General features: G+C 72.1%; 17 protein-coding genes. 13 read left to right on the top strand and 4 right to left on the bottom strand.

Features of this window, described 5'->3' with window-relative positions; all coding sequences use genetic code 11:
* Positions 1-3: 3 nt before the first annotated feature.
* The 3 genes from ACZ37P_RS04115 to ACZ37P_RS04105 all read right to left on the bottom strand — a co-directional run bounded on the left by ACZ37P_RS04115 (position 4) and on the right by ACZ37P_RS04105 (position 4,533).
* Positions 4-849 (bottom strand): EamA family transporter, encoded by an 846-nt coding sequence (locus tag ACZ37P_RS04115; RefSeq protein WP_401857320.1) that lies wholly within the window; start codon positions 847-849, stop codon positions 4-6.
* Between the two features lie 90 nt (positions 850-939).
* Complete coding sequence (locus tag ACZ37P_RS04110; RefSeq protein WP_467344761.1) at positions 940-2,574, bottom strand: penicillin-binding transpeptidase domain-containing protein; 1,635 nt, start codon at positions 2,572-2,574, stop codon at positions 940-942.
* A 234-nt stretch (positions 2,575-2,808) separates the two neighbouring features.
* Positions 2,809-4,533, bottom strand: a complete 1,725-nt coding sequence (locus ACZ37P_RS04105) for a dolichyl-phosphate-mannose--protein mannosyltransferase (protein ID WP_391043451.1) — start codon at positions 4,531-4,533, stop codon at positions 2,809-2,811.
* A gap of 317 nt (positions 4,534-4,850) precedes the next feature.
* Here ACZ37P_RS04105 and rsmI point away from each other — a divergent pair, with 317 nt between their 5' ends.
* From rsmI to ACZ37P_RS04040, 13 genes are all read left to right on the top strand, one after another.
* Complete coding sequence (gene rsmI / locus ACZ37P_RS04100; protein ID WP_355337951.1) at positions 4,851-5,726, top strand: 16S rRNA (cytidine(1402)-2'-O)-methyltransferase; 876 nt, start codon at positions 4,851-4,853, stop codon at positions 5,724-5,726.
* Between the two features lie 351 nt (positions 5,727-6,077).
* Positions 6,078-6,677 (top strand): hypothetical protein, encoded by a 600-nt coding sequence (locus tag ACZ37P_RS04095; protein ID WP_467344760.1) that lies wholly within the window; start codon positions 6,078-6,080, stop codon positions 6,675-6,677.
* A 35-nt stretch (positions 6,678-6,712) separates the two neighbouring features.
* Entirely contained in the window at positions 6,713-7,600 is an 888-nt protein-coding gene (locus tag ACZ37P_RS04090; protein ID WP_401310348.1) for a TatD family hydrolase, read from the top strand.
* Positions 7,601-7,746: 146 nt separating this feature from the next.
* A complete protein-coding gene (locus ACZ37P_RS04085; RefSeq protein WP_401310345.1) occupies positions 7,747-8,892 on the top strand; it encodes a ubiquitin-like domain-containing protein in 1,146 nt (381 codons plus the stop codon).
* A 63-nt stretch (positions 8,893-8,955) separates the two neighbouring features.
* Positions 8,956-9,855, top strand: coding sequence for a 16S rRNA (adenine(1518)-N(6)/adenine(1519)-N(6))-dimethyltransferase RsmA (gene rsmA, locus ACZ37P_RS04080; RefSeq protein ID WP_391162323.1), 900 nt, complete (start codon positions 8,956-8,958; stop codon positions 9,853-9,855).
* Positions 9,856-9,990: 135 nt separating this feature from the next.
* On the top strand, positions 9,991-10,923 hold the full coding sequence (locus ACZ37P_RS04075; RefSeq protein ID WP_391162321.1) for a 4-(cytidine 5'-diphospho)-2-C-methyl-D-erythritol kinase: 933 nt from the start codon (positions 9,991-9,993) through the stop codon (positions 10,921-10,923).
* Between the two features lie 86 nt (positions 10,924-11,009).
* Positions 11,010-12,800, top strand: coding sequence for an ABC-F family ATP-binding cassette domain-containing protein (locus ACZ37P_RS04070; protein ID WP_355337968.1), 1,791 nt, complete (start codon positions 11,010-11,012; stop codon positions 12,798-12,800).
* Positions 12,801-13,028: 228 nt separating this feature from the next.
* A complete protein-coding gene (locus ACZ37P_RS04065; protein ID WP_467344756.1) occupies positions 13,029-14,756 on the top strand; it encodes a PQQ-binding-like beta-propeller repeat protein in 1,728 nt (575 codons plus the stop codon).
* 152 nt (positions 14,757-14,908) lie between these two features.
* On the top strand, positions 14,909-15,637 hold the full coding sequence (locus tag ACZ37P_RS04060; protein ID WP_355337974.1) for a helix-turn-helix transcriptional regulator: 729 nt from the start codon (positions 14,909-14,911) through the stop codon (positions 15,635-15,637).
* Positions 15,638-15,863: 226 nt separating this feature from the next.
* Positions 15,864-16,910, top strand: a complete 1,047-nt coding sequence (gene galT, locus ACZ37P_RS04055) for a galactose-1-phosphate uridylyltransferase (RefSeq protein WP_355337977.1) — start codon at positions 15,864-15,866, stop codon at positions 16,908-16,910.
* Positions 16,911-16,978: 68 nt separating this feature from the next.
* Positions 16,979-17,959: a UDP-glucose 4-epimerase GalE gene (gene galE, locus ACZ37P_RS04050; protein WP_467345218.1), complete on the top strand. Its 981-nt coding sequence runs from the start codon at positions 16,979-16,981 to the stop codon at positions 17,957-17,959.
* Positions 17,956-19,104, top strand: a complete 1,149-nt coding sequence (gene galK / locus ACZ37P_RS04045; protein WP_467344755.1) for a galactokinase — start codon at positions 17,956-17,958, stop codon at positions 19,102-19,104. Before galE ends, galK begins: the two co-directional genes overlap by 4 nt.
* Before the next feature lie 438 nt (positions 19,105-19,542).
* A complete protein-coding gene (locus ACZ37P_RS04040; RefSeq protein ID WP_188282377.1) occupies positions 19,543-20,325 on the top strand; it encodes a LuxR C-terminal-related transcriptional regulator in 783 nt (260 codons plus the stop codon).
* Here ACZ37P_RS04040 and ACZ37P_RS04035 read toward each other — a convergent pair.
* Positions 20,284-20,781 (bottom strand): MarR family winged helix-turn-helix transcriptional regulator, encoded by a 498-nt coding sequence (locus ACZ37P_RS04035; RefSeq protein WP_355337983.1) that lies wholly within the window; start codon positions 20,779-20,781, stop codon positions 20,284-20,286. The genes ACZ37P_RS04040 and ACZ37P_RS04035 overlap by 42 nt on opposite strands.
* Positions 20,782-20,837 lie beyond the last annotated feature (56 nt).

The following is a 20,837-nucleotide window of genomic DNA, read 5'->3' as shown; positions in this document are numbered from 1 at the left end:
GCGTCAACTCGCGTGCAGCATCAGACCTATGCCGGTCACGACCACCACGGCGGCGACCATACGGGGACGGCCGAAGTGCTCCTTGAAGAACAGCGCGCCTATGGCGGCGCCCGCGATGATCGAGGACTCGCGCAGGGCGGCGACCGGGGCCAGCGGCGCGCGGGTCTGGGCCCACAGGACGAGGCCGTAGGCGGTGAGGGACAGGGCGCCGCCGAGGAGGCCGCGCAGGGCGACGGGTCTTAGCTGCGCGGCCAATTCTCTGCGGCGCGCAGAGAATGCCACGGCCGGGATCACCAGGCCCTGGAACAGCAGCAGCCAGGCGATGTAGCCGAGCGAGCTGCCGGAGGCGCGCACGCCGACGCCGTCCACGACCGTGTACCCGGCGATGGTCAGTCCCGTACCGGCGGCTGCCGTCAGCGCGGGCCAGTTGGGGCGCTTGCCGCGCAGGCCCCACAGGGCGACGCCGCCGAGTCCGGCGCAGGAGGTGATGACGCCCGCGGTCTGCCAGGGGCCCGGCCGCTCGGCGACGAAGACGGCCGCCAGCACGGTGACGGCGAGCGGCGCGATGCCGCGGGCTATCGGATAGACCTGCCCGAACTCGCCGAGCTGGAAGGACCGCATCAACAGGTACTGGTAGGCGAGGTGGATGACCACCGACGCGATCAGATACGGCCACGCGCCCGCGTGCGGCACCGCCGCGAAGGGCAGCAGGGCCAGGGCGCACAGGGCCCCGCCGCCGCCCACGAGGGTGAAGGCGAGGACCTGGTCCTTGATGCCGTGCGCGATGGCGTTCCACGCGGCGTGCGTGATCGCGGCGGTGAGGACGACGGCGACGACCAACGGCGTCATCCGCGGCTCGAACGGCCGGGGCTGCTCGTACGGCGCGGACCGCTCAGACGGCTGGGCCGGTTCGGGCGGTGCGACGGACGCATCGGCGGGTCAGGAGGCGCGCAGCACGGCCGCCACGATGGGGCCGGCGGACTGGTTGCCGTGACCGCCGCTGTGGACGACGGCGGCGGCGGCGACATGGCCCGCGTACGCGGTGAACCAGCCGTTGGCCTCCGCGGAGGTGTCGGTCTCGGCGGAGCCGGTCTTGGCACCGGAGTTGGGGCCGAATCCGCTCATCACACCGCTGGCCGTGCCGCTGGTGATGGTCGCGCGCATCATCTGCCGCAGATACTGCGTCGTCTTCGACGGGATGCCGGAGGCGGTGGCGATGGGGCCCTCGATGAGGCTCTTGGCGACGATCCGCGGCTGGTGGAAGTCACCGGTGCTGGCGGTCGCGGCGACGGACGCCATGATGAGCGGGCTCATCTGAAGAGTGCCCTGTCCGATCATCTCCGACGTCAGCTCGTCCCCCGTGCCGCCCGGCACCACCGGGTCCTGGGACACGGTGCCGATGTTCCACCCCTGCGTCAGGCCGAACTGCTCGGCCGTGTCCACGAGTCCGGTCGCGCCGAGCGTCTTCGCCTGGAGGATGAAGCCGGTGTTGCAGGACTTCATGAAGTCCCATTGCAGCGAGGCGCCGGGGTTGTTCATGCCGCCGTCGTTCTTGTACGCCTTGCCGTAACCGTAGTTCGCACCATTGATGCATTTCGCGGGCGAGGACGGCGTCAGACCGCGCTGGAGCAGTGCCGCCGCCGTGACGATCTTGAACGTCGAGCCGGGCGCGGCCTTGTCCTGCAACGCGTAGTCGGTGCCGGACGCCGGGCCGTAGGCGACCGCCAGGATGGCGCCGTTCGTGGTGTCGACGGCGGTCACCCCGGACTTGTCCTTGCCCGCCACCGCCTTCTCGGCCGCCTTCTGGATCGTGGCGTCGAGCGTGGTGTCCAGCCGTACGGGCTTGCCCTTCTTGAGCACGTTCAGCGTCTTGCCGGCCGAGTCGTCCGCCTTCTGGACGTACGTCTCGATGCCGGGGGTGCCGTCGCCCAGCTTGTCCGCGTACCGCGTGCGCAGGTCGGGGATGATGCGGCTCAGCGACGGATAGTCGGCCGGGTCCATCACCCGCCCCTTGCGGTCCACGACATCCACCTCGGGCACCTTGGCGTGACCGGTGACGAGCTGGTCGCCGTCGCCCAGCTCCGGGCTGATCACGGACGGCTTCCACCGCACGACCGGCTTCCCGCTCGCGCCGCGTACGACGGTCAGCGACGAGCGGTAGCTCCAGGGGGTGGTGACGCCGTCGTACGTGACCTGCGCGGTCACCGTGAACGGCATGGTCGTGGTGGTCGTCGCCGCCGGTGTGCCGGGGGTGAGCTGCACGGACGTCACATGGGCCTGCGTCTTGTACGCGGTGAGCGCGGCCGTCGTCGTCCGCACCGAGTCGGTCAGGGCCGCCGCCCGCGTGATGTCGCCCGACGACCACGCGGTCAGGAAGTCGTCCCCGACGTCGGTGACTTCGGCGGCGCTCGGCGGCGCGGTGTTGACCGGCGTCGGCTTGGGCCGCGCGGACTTGCCGCCGCCCCCGCCGCCGCCCTCCAGCGAGTCGTAGACGTTGTAGGCGCCGTACCCGGCGACCACGAGCATTCCGACGAACACCGTGCCGATGATCCCCGACTTGACACCCCGTGACATGGGCACGAGACCTCCCCCTCCCCTTTGAACGCGTTCAAGGAACGCGCGCTGTAGCACCCTACGGGACCCCTGTGCGGAGGAAGGTCTCAGTCCGGGCACGGGTTCGTACGGAAACAGCCCTCCCGGGACCCTCACCCGCCCCAGGAAAACTCAGCCCGGCGCCGTAGCGCTGTCCGGCCCCCCGGCGCTCGGCGCTCGGACCCCACGCTCGGACCCCGGCCCCCCGGACCCCGGTCAGACCCAGGAGTCGAACCACATCCTGGCCTGCCAACTGCTGTACGGAATCGTCATACCGGTATAGATCGGGAAGAAGTAGATGAAATTCCAGATGATCAATAGGACAAGCGTGCCCGCGCCGACCGCGCCCCACATACGTCTGCCCTCACTCGCGCTCGGTGGGCCGAGGAAGGCGCCGATCATCATGGCGACCGCGAGGCAGAGGTAGGGGACGAAGGCGACGGCGTAGAAGAAGAAGATCGTACGGTCCTGGTAGAGGAACCAGGGGAGGTAACCGGCGCCCGCCGCGCACAGGATGGCGCCCGCGCGCCAGTCGCGGCGCATCGCCCAGCGGTAGACGAGGTAGATGAGGGCGAAGCAGGCGGACCACCACAGCAGGGGCGTGCCCAGCGCGATGATCTCGCGGGAGCAGCCGGCCGCCGCGTGGCAGCCGTCCTCGCCGTTCTTGGGGGACTGGAAGAAGTACGAGACCGGGCGGCCGAGTACGAGCCAGCTCCAGGGGTTGGACTGGTAGGGGTGCGGGGTCTGGAGATTGACGTTGAAGTCGTAGACCTGCACCTCGTAGTGCCACAGGCTGCGGATCGGGGCCGGGATCCACGACCAGGTGCCGCCGCGGGCGTCCGCCCAGTGCCGTCCGTAGGCGTTGTCGGACAGGAACCAGCCGGACCAGGAGAGCAGATACGTCACCAGGGCGACCGGCAGGATCGTCAGCGCGGCCCAGCCCAGGTCCTTGCGCAGGACGGCGAGGTACGGGCGGCGGGCGCCGGCCAGGCGGCGTGAGCCGATGTCCCAGACGACGGTCATGATGCCGAAGACCGCCAGGAAGTACAGGCCGTTCCACTTGCTGGCGCAGGCCAGGCCGAGGCAGACGGCGGCGGCGATCCGCCAGGGCCGCCAGCCCATGCCCGTCCGGTCGCCGACCTGCCGGTCGGGTCCCGCGTAACCGCTCTCGTCGACGGGCAGGGCGCGCGCGAGGCGGGCCCGCGACCAGTCGCGGTCGATCAGCAGGCAGCCGAACGCGGCGAGCGCGAAGAAGGAGATGACGAGGTCGAGCAGCGCGATCCGGCTCATCACGAAGTGCAGTCCGTCGACCGCGAGCAGGGTGCCCGCCACGCAGCCGAGCGCCGTGGAGCGGAACAGCCGTCGCCCTATCCGGCACAGCATCAGCACGGACAGCGTGCCGATCAGCGCCATCATGAAGCGCCAGCCGAAGGGGTTGAGCCCGAACATCCACTCGCCGACCGCGATCACCCACTTGCCCATCGGCGGGTGCACGACATAGCCGGGCGCGTCCGAGAGCGGGATCACCTGGGGGTGGGCCAGGATCTGCGGGTTGGAGACCTTGCCGTCGGGCCAGGTGCCCTCGTAGCCGAGCTTCAGCAGCGACCAGGCGTCCTTGGCGTAGTACGTCTCGTCGAAGACGACGTCACGCGGGTTGCCCAGGTGCCAGAAGCGGATCGCCCCGGCGAAGACGGCGACCAGCAGCGGGCCGAGCCAGCCGCTCCACTTCGCCACCCGGTGGGCCGCGACGGGGCCGAGGCCGAGCGCCTCCCACATCCGGGTGCCCGGCTCGGGGAACGGCGGTACGAGGCGGTCGCGGGTGTCGATCCGAGTCCGTTCCGCATAGCCGAACCGGCGCAGTCGTCGCGCCCACGCGCTCGACTCCGCCTCCACCCGAAAGCCCTCGTCGGCCCGGTCCTGCGTCGCGGTCTCACTTGTCACCGGCCCATCGTAGGGAAACCCCCTGAGAAAGCGATGAGGTCCGGGCTCACCGCCCGGGTTTGTCCGCAATCCCGGCCGGTAACCAGGGGTGCGCGGGCCGTGTCCGGGCGGTTTCCGGGCGGTGGGGCGGCCGGGATCGGGGCCGATGCCGTTCGTGCGGGGCCGCGGGGGCGGGCGAGGGCCCCCGGCGTGATCCTGGTCACGCGCCGTGCGGCCGGCTCCGAGGAGCGGGGCGGGGGGCGCGGGGCGGTGGGCGTTGGACGCTGGGCGCTGGGCGCGATTGAGGGGATACGGCGGGCAGGTGGGAGGCTGGGGGCGTGACCACCTCAGCCGTCGGCGTCCTCGTTCTGGCCGGAACCCCCATCGGCGACCCCGCCGACGCCCCGCCCCGCCTCAGCGCGGAACTGCTCGCCGCCGATGTGATCGCCGCGGAGGACACCCGCCGCTTCCGCCGTCTCACGCACGCGCTGGACGTGCACCCGACGGCCAGGGTCGTCTCGTACTTCGAAGGCAACGAGAGCGGGCGCACCCCGGAGCTGGTCGAGGCGCTGGAGGGCGGCGCGCGGGTCGTGCTGGTGACGGACGCGGGGATGCCGTCGGTGTCCGACCCCGGCTACCGGCTGGTGGCGGCGGCCGTCGAGCGCGACATCAAGGTGACCGCGGTGCCGGGCCCGTCGGCCGTACTGACCGCGCTGGCGGTCTCCGGGCTGCCGGTGGACCGTTTCTGTTTCGAGGGCTTCCTGCCGCGCAAGGCGGGCGAACGGCTGTCGCGGCTGCGCGAGGTCGCCGCCGATCGCCGCACCCTGGTGTATTTCGAGGCGCCGCACCGGATCGACGACACCTTGGCGGCGATGGCGGAGGCGTTCGGCGAGGAGCGCAGGGCGGCGGTCTGCCGGGAGCTGACCAAGACGTACGAGGAGGTCAAGCGCGGGCCGCTGAAGGCGCTCGCGCTGTGGGCGGCGCAGGGGGTGCGCGGCGAGATCACCATCGTGGTGGAAGGCGCGCCGGAACCCGGCCCCGCCGACCTCGACCCGGCCGAACTCGTCCGCCGGGTGGCGGCCAGGGAAGAGGCGGGCGAGCGGCGCAAGGAGGCCATCGCGGCGGTCGCCGCCGAGGCGGGCCTGCCCAAGCGGGAGGTCTTCGACGCCGTCGTCGCCGCCAAGCGGACCGGCGAACTGCCTCCGGGCGCCTGAGGACCGGGACTCCGCACGGCCCGGCGGCGTGCGGCCCGAGGACCGTTTTCTGACGGCGCGGCGGCCTGCGGTCCGAGGACCGTTTTCTGACGGCCCGGCGACCGCCGTTCGCGGAATCCGCCGCCTGATGCCCTGATTCCCGGGCGCACAATCCCGACGGGCCGCCCTTTTGACGCCGTAAGAACCTAAACCGTATGCATGGCAAAGCAATATCCGCCATCTGCCACATACGGGCCCAAATCTGGCTCAAGAGTCGGGCGCATCTCCTGCGGAGCGGGCAAATCGGGCGTTCGCTGGTAGGTGCAAAGTCCCGCTCCGGACACCGTGTCCGGAGGGCACGCAGGAGCTGCCATGAGCGAGACCATCGGAAGCGATCCCCGTCCCGTCGCCGCCGCCGCACCGGGTACGCCCGCCGTACCCGTCACGGTGACCGTCACCGCCCCCGCACCCGACGGCCCGGCCGCCGCACCCGACCGCGCGGCCGCCGCGCGCGAGGAGGCGGGCCGGAACGCGGCGGAGGCGTACGCCTTCGCCTGCCTGAACTGCGGCCACGGCTGGGAGCAGGCGTACGAGATCGAGCACCATGTGGACGCGTCCGGCCACGCCTTCGTCGTCTACCTCGCGGACGGCGCGAGGGTGCCGTCACCGCTCACCCGCCCGGCGTGCCTGAACTGCGGCGGTACGCACGTACGCATCATGCGCTCGGGGCAGGTCTCCGGCGTCGCCTCCGTATGGGCCCACCCGCGGGGCGACCGCGGTGTGCGCCGCGAGCACCACTGGTCGGTCCTGCACTTCCTGCACCGCAAGCCGCACGGGGAGCGCGGCAAACACGGGGAGCGCGGCAAGCACGCCAAGCAGCACGGCAAGCACGGCGGGCGGCCCGACACCCAGCCCGGAGCGCAGCCCGGCCTCCAGTGCGATGAGCAGTCCGGGGGAGCCGACACCGCCTGACAGGACGACGGCCCCGCGTCCTTAGGATCGGGGCCATGCCCGACAAGAACGCCAAGGCCGACGACAAGAAGTCCGCCCCGCCGGCGCCCGAGCCGCTGCGGGTCGCGGTCGCCGATTCCCACACCCACCTCGACATGCAGCCGGGCACGGTTCCCCAGGCCCTCGCCCAGGCCGCCGCGGTCGGCGTCGACACCCTCATCCAGGTGGGGTGCGATCTCGCGGGTTCCCGCTGGGCGGCGAAGACGGCCGCCGCCCACGACGCGATCTGGGCCACCGTGGCCCTGCACCCGAACGAGGCGCCCCGCATCGTCCACGGAGCGCCCGAGGGCTCCTACGGGGGCCCGCAGGCGCCGCGCGGCATCGAGGGGCTCGACCGGGAGATCGACGAGATCGACGCGCTCGCCGCCCTTCCCCAGGTGCGCGGCGTCGGCGAGACCGGCCTGGACTACTTCCGCACCGGGCCCGACGGTGTCGCCGCCCAACAGCACTCGTTCCGTCGCCATATCGACATCGCCAAGCGGCACGGCAAGGCGCTGGTCATCCACGACCGCGAGGCGCACGCCGACGTGCTGCGCATCCTCGACGAGGAGGGCGCCCCGGACACCGTCGTCTTCCACTGCTACTCCGGCGACGCCGAGATGGCCGAAGTCTGCGCGGCGCAAGGGTTCTACCTCTCCTTCGCCGGCACCGTCAGCTACAAGTCGGCGCAGAATCTGCGCGACGCGGTGGCCGTCGCCCCGCTCGACCGCCTCCTGGTGGAGACCGACGCGCCTTTCCTCACCCCGGTGCCCTACCGCGGACGGCCGAATGCGCCATACCTCATTCCGGTCACGCTGCGTGCGATGGCGGCGGCCCGCGGCATCGACGAGGACACCCTCGCGACGGCCGTCGCGGCCAACACCGCCAGGGCGTTCGCCTACTGACGTTTCCACGCGCTCACCCGGACAGGTGACTTCGCGCGACCGGAGGTGACGACGCCACGTGACGGCGAGCGCTTGGCCGGTGGCGACAAGTCGGCTACGTTCCCGGTTCCCCGCACCGGAACCCCGCAGCCGTGGAGCGAGCCGTCGTGAGCAATACGCAGGGCACACACCGAGCCGCCGCCAATCCGGCGGCCGCCGTCCGGCGGACCGGCCGCGCGATCGTGCCGCGGGCGCTGGTGATGGCGGTCCTGGCGGGCGGCACCGGCGCGTACGTGCTGGCCGACAAGGCGGTACGGCTGACCGTGGACGGCCGGCCGCGCACGCTGCACACCTTCGCCGACGACGTGGCCGACGTGCTGCACGAGCAGGGCGTCGAGGTGGGCGACCACGACATCGTGGCGCCGGCGCCGGGCGAGGCGCTGCACGACGGCGACGACGTGGTGGTCCGCTACGGCCGTCCGCTGACGCTCACCGTGGACGGCCGTCACCAGCGGGTGTGGACGACCGGCAAGACCGTCGCGGAAGCGCTGCGGCAGCTCGGCGTACGGGCCGAGGGCGCGTATCTCAACGCCTCCCGCGACGCGTCCATCGGCCGCCACGGCCTCTTCCTCGACGTGCGCACGGAGCGTACGGTCACCGTCCTGGCCGACGGCCGCGAGCACACCGTGCGCACCAACGCCGCCACCGTCCGGCAGGCCGTCGCGGACGCGGGCGTCACCCTCGGCGGCCAGGACGCCACCTCCGTGGACGCCGACAGCTTCCCCCGCGACGGCCAGACCGTCTCGGTGCTGCGGATCTCCGGCCACCAGGAGACCCGCGAGGAACCGATCCCCTTCCGCACCCGCAAGCACACCGACGCGACGCTCGCGCAGGGCACCGAGGCCGTGGACCGGCCGGGCCGCGACGGCGTCCGCCGCGTCACCTACGCCTACCGCACCGTCAACGGCGTCCGGGAGCGCCCGCGCGTCGTGGAGTCGGTGACCGCGCGCGAACCGGTCACCGAGGTCGTACGCGTCGGCACCAGGCCGCTGCCCACCGCCGTCACGGGCGCCGACGGCCTCAATTGGGGCGGCCTCGCGCAGTGCGAGGCGGGCGGCAGACCCGACGCGGTGGACGCGACCGGCACCTATGGCGGGCTCTACCAGTTCGACGTGCACACCTGGCACAGCATCGGCGGCCAGGGCCGCCCCCAGGACGCCCCCGCCGCCGAGCAGACCTACCGGGCCAAGAAGCTGTACGTCCAGCGCGGCGCGGCTCCCTGGCCGGTCTGCGGGCGGCACCTGGGCGGTTAGGGCCGGACAGGCCCTAGGTCCGGTCCGCGAGGGCGGCCCCGGCCGCCCCGTACTCTTGCGGGTGTGAGTACGACAGATCCCGACGCCCTCCTCGGACCGGCCGACATCCGTGAACTGGCCGCGGCACTGGGGGTGCGCCCCACCAAGCAGCGCGGGCAGAACTTCGTCATCGACGCGAACACGGTGCGGCGGATCGTCAGGACCGCCGGGGTGCGCCCCGAGGACGCGGTCGTCGAGGTCGGTCCCGGACTCGGCTCGCTCACCCTCGCGCTGCTGGAGGCCGCCGACCGGGTCACCGCGATCGAGATCGACGACGTGCTGGCCGCAGCGCTGCCCGCGACCGTCGCCGCGCGCATGCCGGACCGGGCCGACCGTTTCGCCCTGGTGCACAGCGACGCGATGCGGGTGACGGAACTGCCGGGGCCGCCGCCCACCGCCCTGGTGGCGAATCTGCCGTACAACGTGGCGGTGCCCGTCCTGCTGCACATGCTCGCCGCCTTCCCGAGCATCGAGCGCACCTTGGTGATGGTCCAGGCCGAGGTCGCCGACCGGCTGGCCGCGGGGCCGGGCAACAAGGTGTACGGAGTGCCGTCGGTGAAGGCCAACTGGTACGCGGAGGTCAAGCGCGCCGGTTCCATCGGCCGCAATGTGTTCTGGCCCGCGCCCAACGTCGACTCCGGTCTCGTCTCGCTGACCCGGCGTGACCCGCCGAAGACCACCGCCACCCGCGAAGAGGTCTTCGCCGCCGTCGACGCGGCCTTCGCCCAGCGCCGCAAGACGCTGCGCGCCGCGCTGTCCGGCTGGGCGGGCTCGGCCCCGGCCGCCGAGGCCGCGCTGGTGGCCGCAGGGGTCTCCCCGCAGGCCAGGGGCGAGGAGCTGACGGTGGAGGAATTCGCCGCCGTCGCCGAGCACAAGCCCCCGGCCGAACACAAGCCCCCGGCCGAGCACAAGCCCGCGGTCTGACGCCGCCGCACCGTAAACCCGCCGCCGCCCGTACCCGCCGCCCGCGAATCCCCAGCCCGTGAATCCCCACCCCGTGAATCCGCCGCGCCCGGCGGACCGCCCTCCGTACGCACCACCCTCGCAAGGGAGCCAGCAGTGACCGCCGCACCCGTCACCGTCCGCGTGCCCGCAAAGGTCAACGTCCAGCTCGCGGTCGGCGGTCGCCGTCCCGACGGTTTCCACGACCTGGCGAACGTCTTTCTGGCGGTCGGCCTGTACGACCATGTGACAGCAGTGCCCGCCGACGCGTTGACGATCACCGCGTCCGGCCCGGACACCGACAGCATCCCGCTGGACGCCACCAATCTGGCGGCCAAGGCGGCGGTCGCGCTCGCCGCGCACCATGGCGTCGATCCCGTTGTGGGATTGCACATCACCAAGGACATCCCTGTGGCGGGCGGCATGGCGGGCGGCAGCGCGGACGCGGCGGCGGCGCTGCTCGCCTGCGACACCCTGTGGGGCCTGAACACCCCGCGCGCCGACCTCCTCGCGATCTGCGCGGAGCTGGGCAGCGACGTGCCGTTCAGCCTGGTCGGCGGCGCTGCGCTGGGGGAGGGCAGGGGCGAGATCCTCACGCCGCTGGAGGTGGCGGGCCCCTTCCACTGGGTCTTCGCCGTCGCCGACGGCGGCCTGTCCACCCCGGCCGTCTACCGCGAGTGCGACCGCCTGCGCCGCGAGTCCGGCGCGGGCGACACCACCGACGACGTACCTGCGCCCGTCGCCGACCCCGCGCTGATCGACGCGCTGCGCACCGGCGACCCGTACGCGCTCGCCGCCGTCCTGGTCAACGACCTCCAGGCCGCCGCCCTGTCCCTGCGGCCCGCGCTGGCCGACACCCTGGCCACCGGCACGGACGCGGGCGCGCTCGCCGCGCTGGTCTCCGGCTCGGGACCCACCTGCGCCTTCCTCGCGCCGGACGCCGACACCGCCGCCAAGATCGCGGTCACCCTCACCGCGTCCGGCACCTGCCGCACCGCCCGCCCGGCCGCCTCCCCGGCCCCCGGCGCGACCGTCGTCCCCGCCCCCTGACCGCCGGGGCACCACCCGGAACCGGCACCTCACCGCGCCGCACTACGCTGAAGCAGAACCCCCGCGAACCCCTGGAGCGTACGAGAGTGGCCGTCAACCTGGTCAACGTCGAAGCCGTCGGCAAGACATACGGCACGCGAGCGCTGCTCGAATCCGTGTCCCTCGGCGTCTCCGAAGGCGACCGCACCGGCGTCGTGGGCCGCAACGGCGACGGCAAGACCACCCTCATCCGGCTGCTCGCCAAGCTGGAGGAGCCGGACACCGGCCGCGTCACCCACCAGGGTGGGCTGCGACTGGGCGTCTTGACGCAGAGCGACAGCCTCGACCCGGCCGCGACCGTGCGCCACGAGGTGATCGGCGACCGCGCCGACCACCAGTGGGCGGGCGACGCGAAGATCCGCGACGTGCTGACCGGCCTGTTCGGCGGCCTGGACCTGCCCGGCTTCCCGCTCGGCCTGGACACCGTCATCGGCCCGCTCTCCGGCGGCGAGCGGCGCAGGATCGCGCTCGCGAAGCTGCTGATCGAGGAGCAGGACCTGCTGGTCCTCGACGAGCCGACCAACCACCTCGACGTCGAGGGCATCGCCTGGCTGGCGGGCCACCTCGGCACCCGCCGCTCCGCGCTCGTCTGCGTCACCCACGACCGCTGGTTCCTCGACCAGGTCTGCACCCGCATGTGGGACGTGCAGCGCGGCTCGGTGTACGAGTACGAGGGCGGCTACAGCGACTACGTGTTCGCGCGCGCCGAGCGGGAACGGATCGCGGCCACCGAGGAGACCAAGCGGCAGAATCTGATGCGCAAGGAGCTGGCCTGGCTGCGCCGCGGCGCCCCGGCCCGCACCTCCAAGCCGCGCTTCCGCATCGAGGCGGCGAACGAGCTGATCGCCGACGTGCCGCCGCCGCGCGACACCGCGGAGCTGATGAAATTCGCCAACTCCCGCCTCGGCAAGACCGTCTTCGAGCTGGAGGATGTGACAGTCCAAGCGGGCCCCAAGGTGCTGCTGAAGCACCTGACGTGGCAGCTCGGCCCCGGCGACCGCGTCGGCCTGGTCGGCGTCAACGGCTCGGGCAAGACCTCACTCCTGCGGGCGCTCGCCGAGGCCGCGGCGACCGGCGGCGACCAGCAGCCGGCGGCCGGCAAAGTGGTCGTCGGCAAGACGGTGAAGCTCGCTTACCTCTCCCAGGAGGTCGCCGAGCTGGACCCGAACTGGCGGGTGCTCCAGGCCGTGGAGTCGGTGCGGCAGCGCGTCGACCTCGGCAAGGGCCGGGAGATGACCGCGGGGCAGCTCTGCGAGAAGTTCGGCTTCACCAAGGAGAAGCAGTGGACGCCGGTCGGCGACCTGTCCGGCGGTGAGCGCCGTCGGCTCCAGATCCTGCGGCTGCTGATGGACGAGCCCAATGTGCTGTTCCTGGACGAGCCCACCAACGACCTCGACATCGAGACGCTCACCCAGCTGGAGGACCTGCTGGACGGCTGGCCCGGCTCGATGCTGGTGATCAGCCACGACCGGTACTTCCTGGAGCGCACCACCGACCGCGTCTTCGCGCTGCTCGGCGACGCCAGTCTGCGCATGCTGCCGCGCGGGGTGGACGAGTACCTGGAGCGCCGCCGCCGGGTCGCCGAGGCCGCGGCGCCCGCCCCGGCGCCCGCCAAGGACAAGCCCACGGGCGACACCCGCGCGGCGAAGAAGGAACTCCAGCGCATCGAGCGGCAGCTCGACAAACTCGGCCAGCGGGAGGCGAAGCTGCACACCGGCATCGCCGACAATGCGACCGATTTCGAGAAAGTCGCCTCCCTGGACGCCGAATTGCGCGCGCTGCGCGAGGAGCGCGAGGAACTGGAGATGCGCTGGCTGGAGTTGGCGGAGGACGCGTAACACCCCTTCACATGAGGCGGGTAAGACCCCTTCACATGGGGCGGGTGAGACCCCTTCACATGGGGCGGGTAACACCCCTTCGCAGGTGAAGCAGAATCCCTCGACGTGTGAAGACGTGTAGCGGCCAGGTAACGGTCGGGCCGCTCCCCGAGGGGGTGGTGGGGGCGGGTGATAGAAAGAATTTCCGTTCATCCGTCCCTGATTCACCTGTGCCCGAAGGACCTGTTGATGTCGCAGCCGCCCCCGCCGCCCCCCGGAAACCCGCCGCCGCCCGGCGGTGGTTACGGATACCCGGGCCAGGCGGGCCCGGTTCCCGGTAACGAGAACCCGTACGCGCAGCCGGTGCCCCCCGGCCAGAACCCGTACGCGCAGGCGCCCACCCAACCGGCCTTCCCGCAGCAGCAGTACGGCGGCCGGCAGGGACCTCCGCCGCCGCCCGGCCAGGTGCCGCCCCCGCCCCCGCCGCCCGGTCAGGTGCCGCAGGGGCAGACACCGCCCCCGCAGTACGGCTACCCGCAGCCCGGCCAGGTCCCGCCGCAGCAGCAGGCGTACGGCTATCCGCAGCAGCAACAGCCGCCGTACGGGCCCGGACCCTCGGGCTACCCCGCCCCCTCAGGCGGTTCGTCGAACAACAAGCTGATCGTGATCGTCGCGGCGGTCGTCGCCGCGGTGCTGGTGATCGGCGGCGGTGTGTACTTCGCGACCAAGAGCGGCGGCGGCGACGACCCGGCGCCCAAGCCGCAGGCCAACGCCGGTGGCGCCAACGGCGGTACGAACACCGCCAAGACGCACAATTCGACACTGTCGTACAAGTGGGACAAGCCCGCGGACCCGGTGGCGTCGAAGGACAATCTGAAGAGCGTCCTCGGCGTCTGGTTCACCGACAAGTACGTGGTGAAGAACGAGATCGACAAGGTCGTCGGCTACGACCTGGGCACCGGCGCGGTGGCGTGGACCGTACCGACACCGTCGAGCGGCGACTGCACGGCCGCGCGCGACTCCAACAACAACCTGACGGCCGTCCAGTTCGGCGCCAACTGCGAGCAGGTCATGGTGATCGATCTCGCGGCGGGCAGGGCGGTGTGGACGGCGAAGCTGCCGGTCGGCAGTTCGGAGAAGCCGGACTTCGACTACAGCGAGATGGCGATCAGCGGCGACACGCTCGGCGTGGACTGGCTGGAGGGCTCGATCGGCTACCGGCTGAGCACCCAGAAGGTGCTGTGGCGGTCGGGCAACGGTGACTGCGAGGACGACGGCTACGCGGGCGGCAAGCAGTTCGTGGCGATCGTCAACTGCGGCTACAAGACGTACAAGGTCCAGGTCATCGATCCGGACAACAACGGCAGCGCCAAATGGTCGTGGACGGCGCCAGTCGGCACCAAGGTCTCGGCCGTCGTCTCCACCGACCCGGTGGTGGTGGTGCTCGGCACCGAGGGCGAGAGGCAGACGGACGTGGCGACGATCGTCGACGGCCGTCTCCAGTCGCGGGTCTCGCTCGGCACCGACAAGTACGACATCAGCACGGACGGCACCGAGATGCAGGCCGTGCACAATGTGATCGTCAGCAGTGACACCCTCTATCTGTCGCTGACGAGCAAGCACGACAGCAACGGCCAGGTGCTCAGCGGGATCGTCGCGTTCAACCTGAGCGACGGCAAGCAGAAGTGGATCGCCAAGCCCGACAGCAAGCACGACATCCAGGGCCTGGCGATCGAGGACGGCAAGCTGCTCGCGTACGAGCCCGCCGACTACGACGTGCAGGGCCGTCTGGTGACCCTGGACCCGGCCAGCGGCGCGCTCACCACCTACGCGCAGTTCGACACCGACGCCTCGCAGAAGCTGAACGTGTCGGCGATGCGCAGCTACCCCGTCTGGCACGACGGTCATTTCATCATCGCGACGCGCACGGTGTACGCCTCCTCGTCCGACCAGACCTATCTGGTGACCTTCGGCTGACGAGCTACGGTAATTCCGGATTCGCCGGAACCTTCTGTTCGATAGGGGGCGCGGCCGGTGGTGGATGCGTGTAGCTTCGCCGCCTAGGGCGGTATGCGTAGGGGTCGGGGTCGGCAGTGGTCCGGACCCCGGGGGGATAGGGGATACCCGACATGGGCGTACGGCTCGTGGTCGTTGACGACCACCGCCTGCTCGCCGAGGCGCTGGCCTCGGCACTGAAGCTGCGCGGGCACCGGGTGCTCGCGGCGGCGGCGCCCGCGGCGGGCGCGGCGGAACTGGTACTGAGCAGGTCTCCCGAGGTGTGCCTGTACGGCACGGCCGCACCGGCCGAGCCGGGCGCCTTCGACGCGGTGGCCAGGATCAAGCGGGAGCGCCCGGCGGTCGCCGTGGTCGTCCTCGGACCGGTGCCCGACCCGCGCGGCATCGCGGCGGCCTTCGCGGCCGGCGCCTCCGGTTACGTACGCCACGACGAGCGCATCGAGGGCGTGGAGCGCGCGATGGCCAAGGCGCGGGCAGGGGAGGTCGCGGTGGCGCAGACGCTCCTCCAGGGCGCCTTCGCGGAACTGCTCAACCCCGCGCGGCAGCCGGACGACGAGGGCGCGCGGCTGCTGGAGATGCTGACACCGCGCGAGATCGAGGTCCTGGTGCGGGTCGCGGAGGGCGAGGACACCCGGCTGATCGCGGCGGGCATGCGGATCGCGCCGAGCACCGCGCGGACGCATGTGCAGCGCGTCCTGATGAAGCTGGGGGTCGGCTCCCGGCTGGAGGCCGCCGCCCTGGCCGCCCGCACCGGCCTGCTGGACCGCGCGGCGGCCGAAGGCGCCCCGGCGTCCGCGGCGTTCCCGCAGTCCTCCGCGGCCGGTCCCGGCGCGGCCGGCTGACGCACAGACCCCAGTACCCCCTTTTCCCACACGTTTTCCGCACGTCTTCCGCACGCGGGGCGGCACCTCCGGACAGGAGGTGCCGCCCCGCTCTCGCGTGCGCGGACACTTACCACCACAATCAACCTGTTTCAAGCATCTTCCCGGAGTCCCCATTGACCGGGCTGTTATTTTGTGGTTCCTTGTGTTTGATTATGTTGAGTGCTTGTGATGAGGGGCCTCAAGGGTGAAGAAGACGACGACCCGGCTCGCCGACGGCCGTGAGCTGATCTATTACGACTCCAGGGACGACGTCGTGCGCGACGCCGTGGACCGCCGTCCGCTGGAGCCCGTCGCCACCGAGTCCGAGCTGCGCGCCGACCGGCTGCTGGGCGACACCGTCGCCGTCGCCTCGCACCGGCAGGGCCGTACGTACCACCCGCCCGCCGACGAGTGCCCGCTGTGCCCCTCGCGCGAGGGCCGGCTGAGCGAGATCCCGGACAGCGACTACGAGGTGGTCGTCTTCGAGAACCGCTTCCCCTCGCTGGCCGGTGACGCGGGCCGCTGCGAGGTGGTCTGCTTCACCCCCGACCACGACGCGTCCTTCGCCGACCTGAGCCCCGCCTCCGCCCGCCTGGTGCTGGACGCCTGGACCGACCGCACCCGCGACCTGGGCCAGCAGCCCGGCGTGGAGCAGGTCTTCCCGTTCGAGAACCGCGGCGCGGAGATCGGCGTCACCCTCGGCCACCCGCACGGCCAGATCTACGCCTATCCGTTCGTCACACCGCGCACCGCCCTGATGCTGCGCTCGCTCGCCGAGCACCGCGAGCGCACCGGCGGGCGCAACCTCTTCGACGACGTCCTCGCCGACGAGCGCGCGGACGGCCGCCGAATCGTCCTCACGGGTGAACACTGGACCGCCTTCGTGCCGTACGCCGCGCACTGGCCGTACGAAGTGCACCTGTATCCCCACCGCCGGGTGCCCGACCTGCTCGGCCTCGACGAGGACGCGCGCGCCGAGTTCCCGCGGGTCTATCTGGAGCTGCTGCGCCGCTTCGACCGGATCTTCGGCGAGGGCCAGCCGCGTACCCCGTACATCTCCGGCTGGCACCAGGCGCCGTTCAACGCGCCGGACCGCCGCGATTTCGCGCTCCATCTGGAGCTTTTCACTATCCGGCGCACATCGGGCAAGCTGAAGTTCCTCGCGGGCTCCGAGTCCGGAATGGGCGCTTTCATCAACGATGTGCCGCCGGAGTCCGCGGCGTTGCGACTGCGAGAGGTAGCGAGTCAGTGAGCACCGAGCGAGCGGGCACCGAGTCGACGACCGCCCAGCGGGAGACGGCCGCCCGGCCCAAGAAGGTCCTGGTCACCGGCGGCGCCGGATACGTCGGCGGGGTCGTCGCCGCCCATCTGCTGGAGGCCGGGCACCGGGTGACGGTGCTGGACGACCTGTCGACCGGCTTCCTCGCGGGCGTGCCCAAGGGCGCCGACTTCGTCGAGGGCCGCGTCCAGGACGCGGACAAGGTGCTCGACAGCACCTATGACGCGGTGCTGCACTTCGCCGCCTCCTCGCAGGTCGGCGAGTCCGTCGCCGCACCCGAGAAGTACTGGCGCAACAACGTCGGCGGCACCCTCGAACTGCTCGCCGCCATGCGGGACTCCGGCGTACGCACCCTCGTCTTCTCCTCCACCGCCGCCACCTACGGCGAGCCCACCGCCATCCCCATCACCGAGGACGCGGCGACCGCGCCCACCAACCCGTACGGCGCGACGAAGCTCGCCGTCGACCACATGATCACCAGCGAGTGCGCGGCGCACGGCCTGTCCGCCGTCTCCCTGCGGTACTTCAACGTCGCGGGCGCGTACGGCGGCCACGGCGAGCGGCACGACCCCGAGTCGCACCTGATCCCGCTGGTCCTCCAGGTCGCGCAGGGCCGTCGCCGCGCGGTCTCGGTCTTCGGTGACGACTACCCGACGCCGGACGGCACCTGCCTGCGCGACTACATCCACGTCGCGGACCTGGCCGAGGCGCATCTGCTGGCGCTCGACAAGGCGCCCGCGGGCGAGCACCTGATCTGCAACCTCGGCAACGGCAACGGCTTCTCGGTCCGCGAGGTCATCGAGACCGCCCGCCAGGTCACCGGCCACCCGATCCCGGCCACCGACGAGCCGCGCCGCGCGGGCGACCCCGCCGTACTGGTCGCCTCCGCGGAGCGCGCCAGGCAGCGGCTCGGCTGGCAGCCCAGCCGCACCGACCTCGCGGAGATCATCCGCGACGCATGGAATTTCACCCGGTCGCTGTCGCAGGACCACTCGCCGACGCAGGGGGAGGACGGACGATGACGGAAGCCACGACGGAAGCCGCGTTCGAGATCGCGTTCAAGAACATCTTCGGGCGCGCGCCCGAGGGCATATGGGCGGCGCCCGGCCGGGTCAATCTGATCGGCGAGCACACCGACTACAACGACGGCTACGTCATGCCGTTCGCGCTCCCGCACCGCACCCGGGCGGCCGTCGCCCGCCGCGACGACGGGCTGCTGCGCGTGCACTCCGCCGACATGGACGGCGGCGTCGTCGAACTGCGCGTCGACGAACTGGCTCCCGGTACGACCGGCGGCTGGGCCGTCTACCCCGCGGCCGTCCTGTGGACGCTGCGGCAGGCGGGCCACGCCATCGGCGGCGCCGACATCCACTACGACAGCAATGTGCCGGTCGGCGGCGGGCTCTCGTCCTCCGCCGCCCTCCAGGTCGTCACCGCCCTGGCCCTCACCGAACTGCACGGCCTGGACCTGCCCCGCCAGGAGTTGGCCCTGCTCTGCCAGTCCTCGGAGAACACCTACGTCGGCGCGCCCGTCGGCGTCATGGACCAGACCGCGTCCGCCTGCTGTACGCAGGGGCACGCGCTCCACCTCGACGTGCGCGGGCTCACGCAGCGCCAGGTGCCGTTCGACCTGGCCGCGCAGGGGCTGCAACTGCTGGTGGTCGACACCCGCGTCAAGCACGCGCACGCCGACGGGGCGTACGGCGAACTGCGCGCGGGCTGCGAGGCCGCCGCCGCTGCCCTCGGCGTCCCCGCCCTGCGCGACGTCCCCTACGACGGGCTCGACGCCGCGCTGGCCGCCCTCCCCGACGAGCGGCTGCGGCGGCTCACCCGGCACGTGGTGACCGAGAACCGGCGCGTCGAGGAGGTCATCGCGCTTCTGGACGCCGGGCGCACGCGCGAGATCGGGCCCGTCCTGACCGCGGGGCACGTCTCGCTCCGCGACGACTTCCGGATCTCGTGCGCCGAACTCGACCTCGTGGTCGACACCGCGCTCGCCAACGGCGCCCTGGGCGCCCGTATGACCGGCGGCGGCTTCGGCGGCTCCGCCATCGTCCTGGCGGAGGCCACCGACATCCCGGCGCTGTCCGCGACCATCCAGGCCGCCCTCCCGGCGGCCCGGCTCTTCCCGACGACGGCGGGCCCCGGAGCGCACCGGCTGGTTTAGCGGGGCCCGGATCTCAAACCCGGTTCCAGACCCGGTTTCCATACCCGGTTTCCAGACCCCGTTCTCCGACCCCGTCCCCAAATCCCGTTCCCCGCTCCCGTTCCCCGCTGTCGGACGGGTCGGTCCGTGTGAAGCTCGGCACGCGCGGACCGGCCCGTTCGGCGCGCGCGGGGCCGCTCCCGTCACCGTGGTCACTCCGGTACCACAAGACGAGGGAATCCGGAATTCCGCGACGGAGAACTTCCGTCAAGACGGTGTTAACGGGGGCGCGACGCCCTACGCTTTTGAGACAGCGCCGGTGGGGGCCGGCGTGCATCAGGGGGCGAGACGCAAGGGGTTCGGCACCCGGGGAGGGGCGGCGGTCCCGATCCGGGTGCCGGATCCCGCGCGAATGCCGCCCCGCCACTGGGGGAGTGCCCAACACCGGGAGTGGTACCCGTGGGACGAATCCGCGTTCTCGTCGTCGATGATCATCGCATCTTCGCCGAGTCGCTTGCCGCCGCGCTCGCGGCGGAGCCCGACGTCGACGTCTCGGCCGCGGGGAGCGGCCCGGCCGCTCAGCGCTGCCTGGACCGCGCGGCGGCCGACAACCGGCGCTACGACGTCCTGCTGGTGGACGCCGATCTGGGGGACGGTCCGCGACCGCCGGTGACGCTCGCGGCGGTGCCGCGCATCCCGGTCGAGCAGGAACCGGTCCTGGACGGCCTGGCGCTGGTGGAACGGGTCAGGGCCGAGTATCCGGGGACCCGTACCGTCGTGCTGGCCGAGCGGGACGACGCCCGCAGGGCGGCCCGCGCGCTCCAGGCCGGGGCGTCGGGGTGGGTCGCCAAGGACTGCTCGCTGTCACGGCTGCTCGCGGTCGTACGCGGCGTGCTGCGCGACGAGACGCATCTGCCGCCCGCCCTGCTGACCGGTGTGCTGCGCGAGCTGACGGCCGCCCGCAGGCACCGCACCGAGAGCGAACGGCTGGTGGAGTCGCTGACGCCGCGCGAGCAGGAGGTGCTGCGCTGCATGGTCGCGGGCCTGGGCCGCAAAGCCGTCGCCGAGCGGCTGTTCCTGTCGCCGCACACCGTCCGCACCCATATGCAGAATGTGCTGGGCAAGCTCGGCGTGCACTCGACGCTTGCGGCGGTCGCGCTGGCCCGCAGGGCGGGCGTGGGGCCGGTGGAGCTGGTGCCGTCAGCCGGGGACGTTGTCGAAAGGCGCGGTCAACTGTCGTAGCAGCCCGGCCAGTTCACCGCGCTGCCGGGCGGACAGCTCGCCCAGGATCGCGCGTTCCTGCGCGAGCAGTCCGGCCAGTGACTGGTCCGCGCGCTCCTGGCCCTCCACGGTGAGCCGGACGAGCACGCCGCGCCGGTCGCTGGGGTCGGGCAGCCGCTCGACGAGCCCGCGCTGGGCGAGCCGGTCGATCCGGTTGGTCATCGTGCCGGAGGTGACCAGCGTCTGGGTCAGGAGCTGGCCCGGCGAGAGCTGGTACGGCGGTCCCGCGCGGCGCAGCGAGGTGAGCACGTCGAACTCCCACGGTTCGAGACTGTGCTCGGCGAAGGCCAGCCGCCGCGCGCGGTCGAGGTGCCGGGCGAGTCTGCTGACCCGGCTGAGCACCTCCAGCGGCTCCACGTCGAGGTCGGGGCGCTCTCGGCGCCATGCAGCGACCAGCCGGTCGACCTCGTCCTCCATGCGCTCAGTGTAGTAGGTCTGTCGATATGAAGTCTCTTGATATGAAGCCTCTTGAC

Source organism: Streptomyces sp. NPDC024632, assembly GCF_055559175.1.
This window is presented reverse-complemented; position numbering and strand designations above follow the sequence as displayed.

Coding starts and splice junctions, on each gene's coding strand:
- ACZ37P_RS04115 (WP_401857320.1), bottom strand. CDS start 849: ATGACGCCGTTGGTCGTCGCCGTCGTCCTCACCGCCGCGATCACGCAC.
- ACZ37P_RS04110 (WP_467344761.1), bottom strand. CDS start 2,574: ATGTCACGGGGTGTCAAGTCGGGGATCATCGGCACGGTGTTCGTCGGA.
- ACZ37P_RS04095 (WP_467344760.1), top strand. CDS start 6,078: ATGAGCGAGACCATCGGAAGCGATCCCCGTCCCGTCGCCGCCGCCGCA.
- ACZ37P_RS04090 (WP_401310348.1), top strand. CDS start 6,713: ATGCCCGACAAGAACGCCAAGGCCGACGACAAGAAGTCCGCCCCGCCG.
- ACZ37P_RS04065 (WP_467344756.1), top strand. CDS start 13,029: ATGTCGCAGCCGCCCCCGCCGCCCCCCGGAAACCCGCCGCCGCCCGGC.
- ACZ37P_RS04060 (WP_355337974.1), top strand. CDS start 14,909: ATGGGCGTACGGCTCGTGGTCGTTGACGACCACCGCCTGCTCGCCGAG.
- galK (WP_467344755.1), top strand. CDS start 17,956: ATGACGGAAGCCACGACGGAAGCCGCGTTCGAGATCGCGTTCAAGAAC.
- ACZ37P_RS04035 (WP_355337983.1), bottom strand. CDS start 20,781: ATGGAGGACGAGGTCGACCGGCTGGTCGCTGCATGGCGCCGAGAGCGC.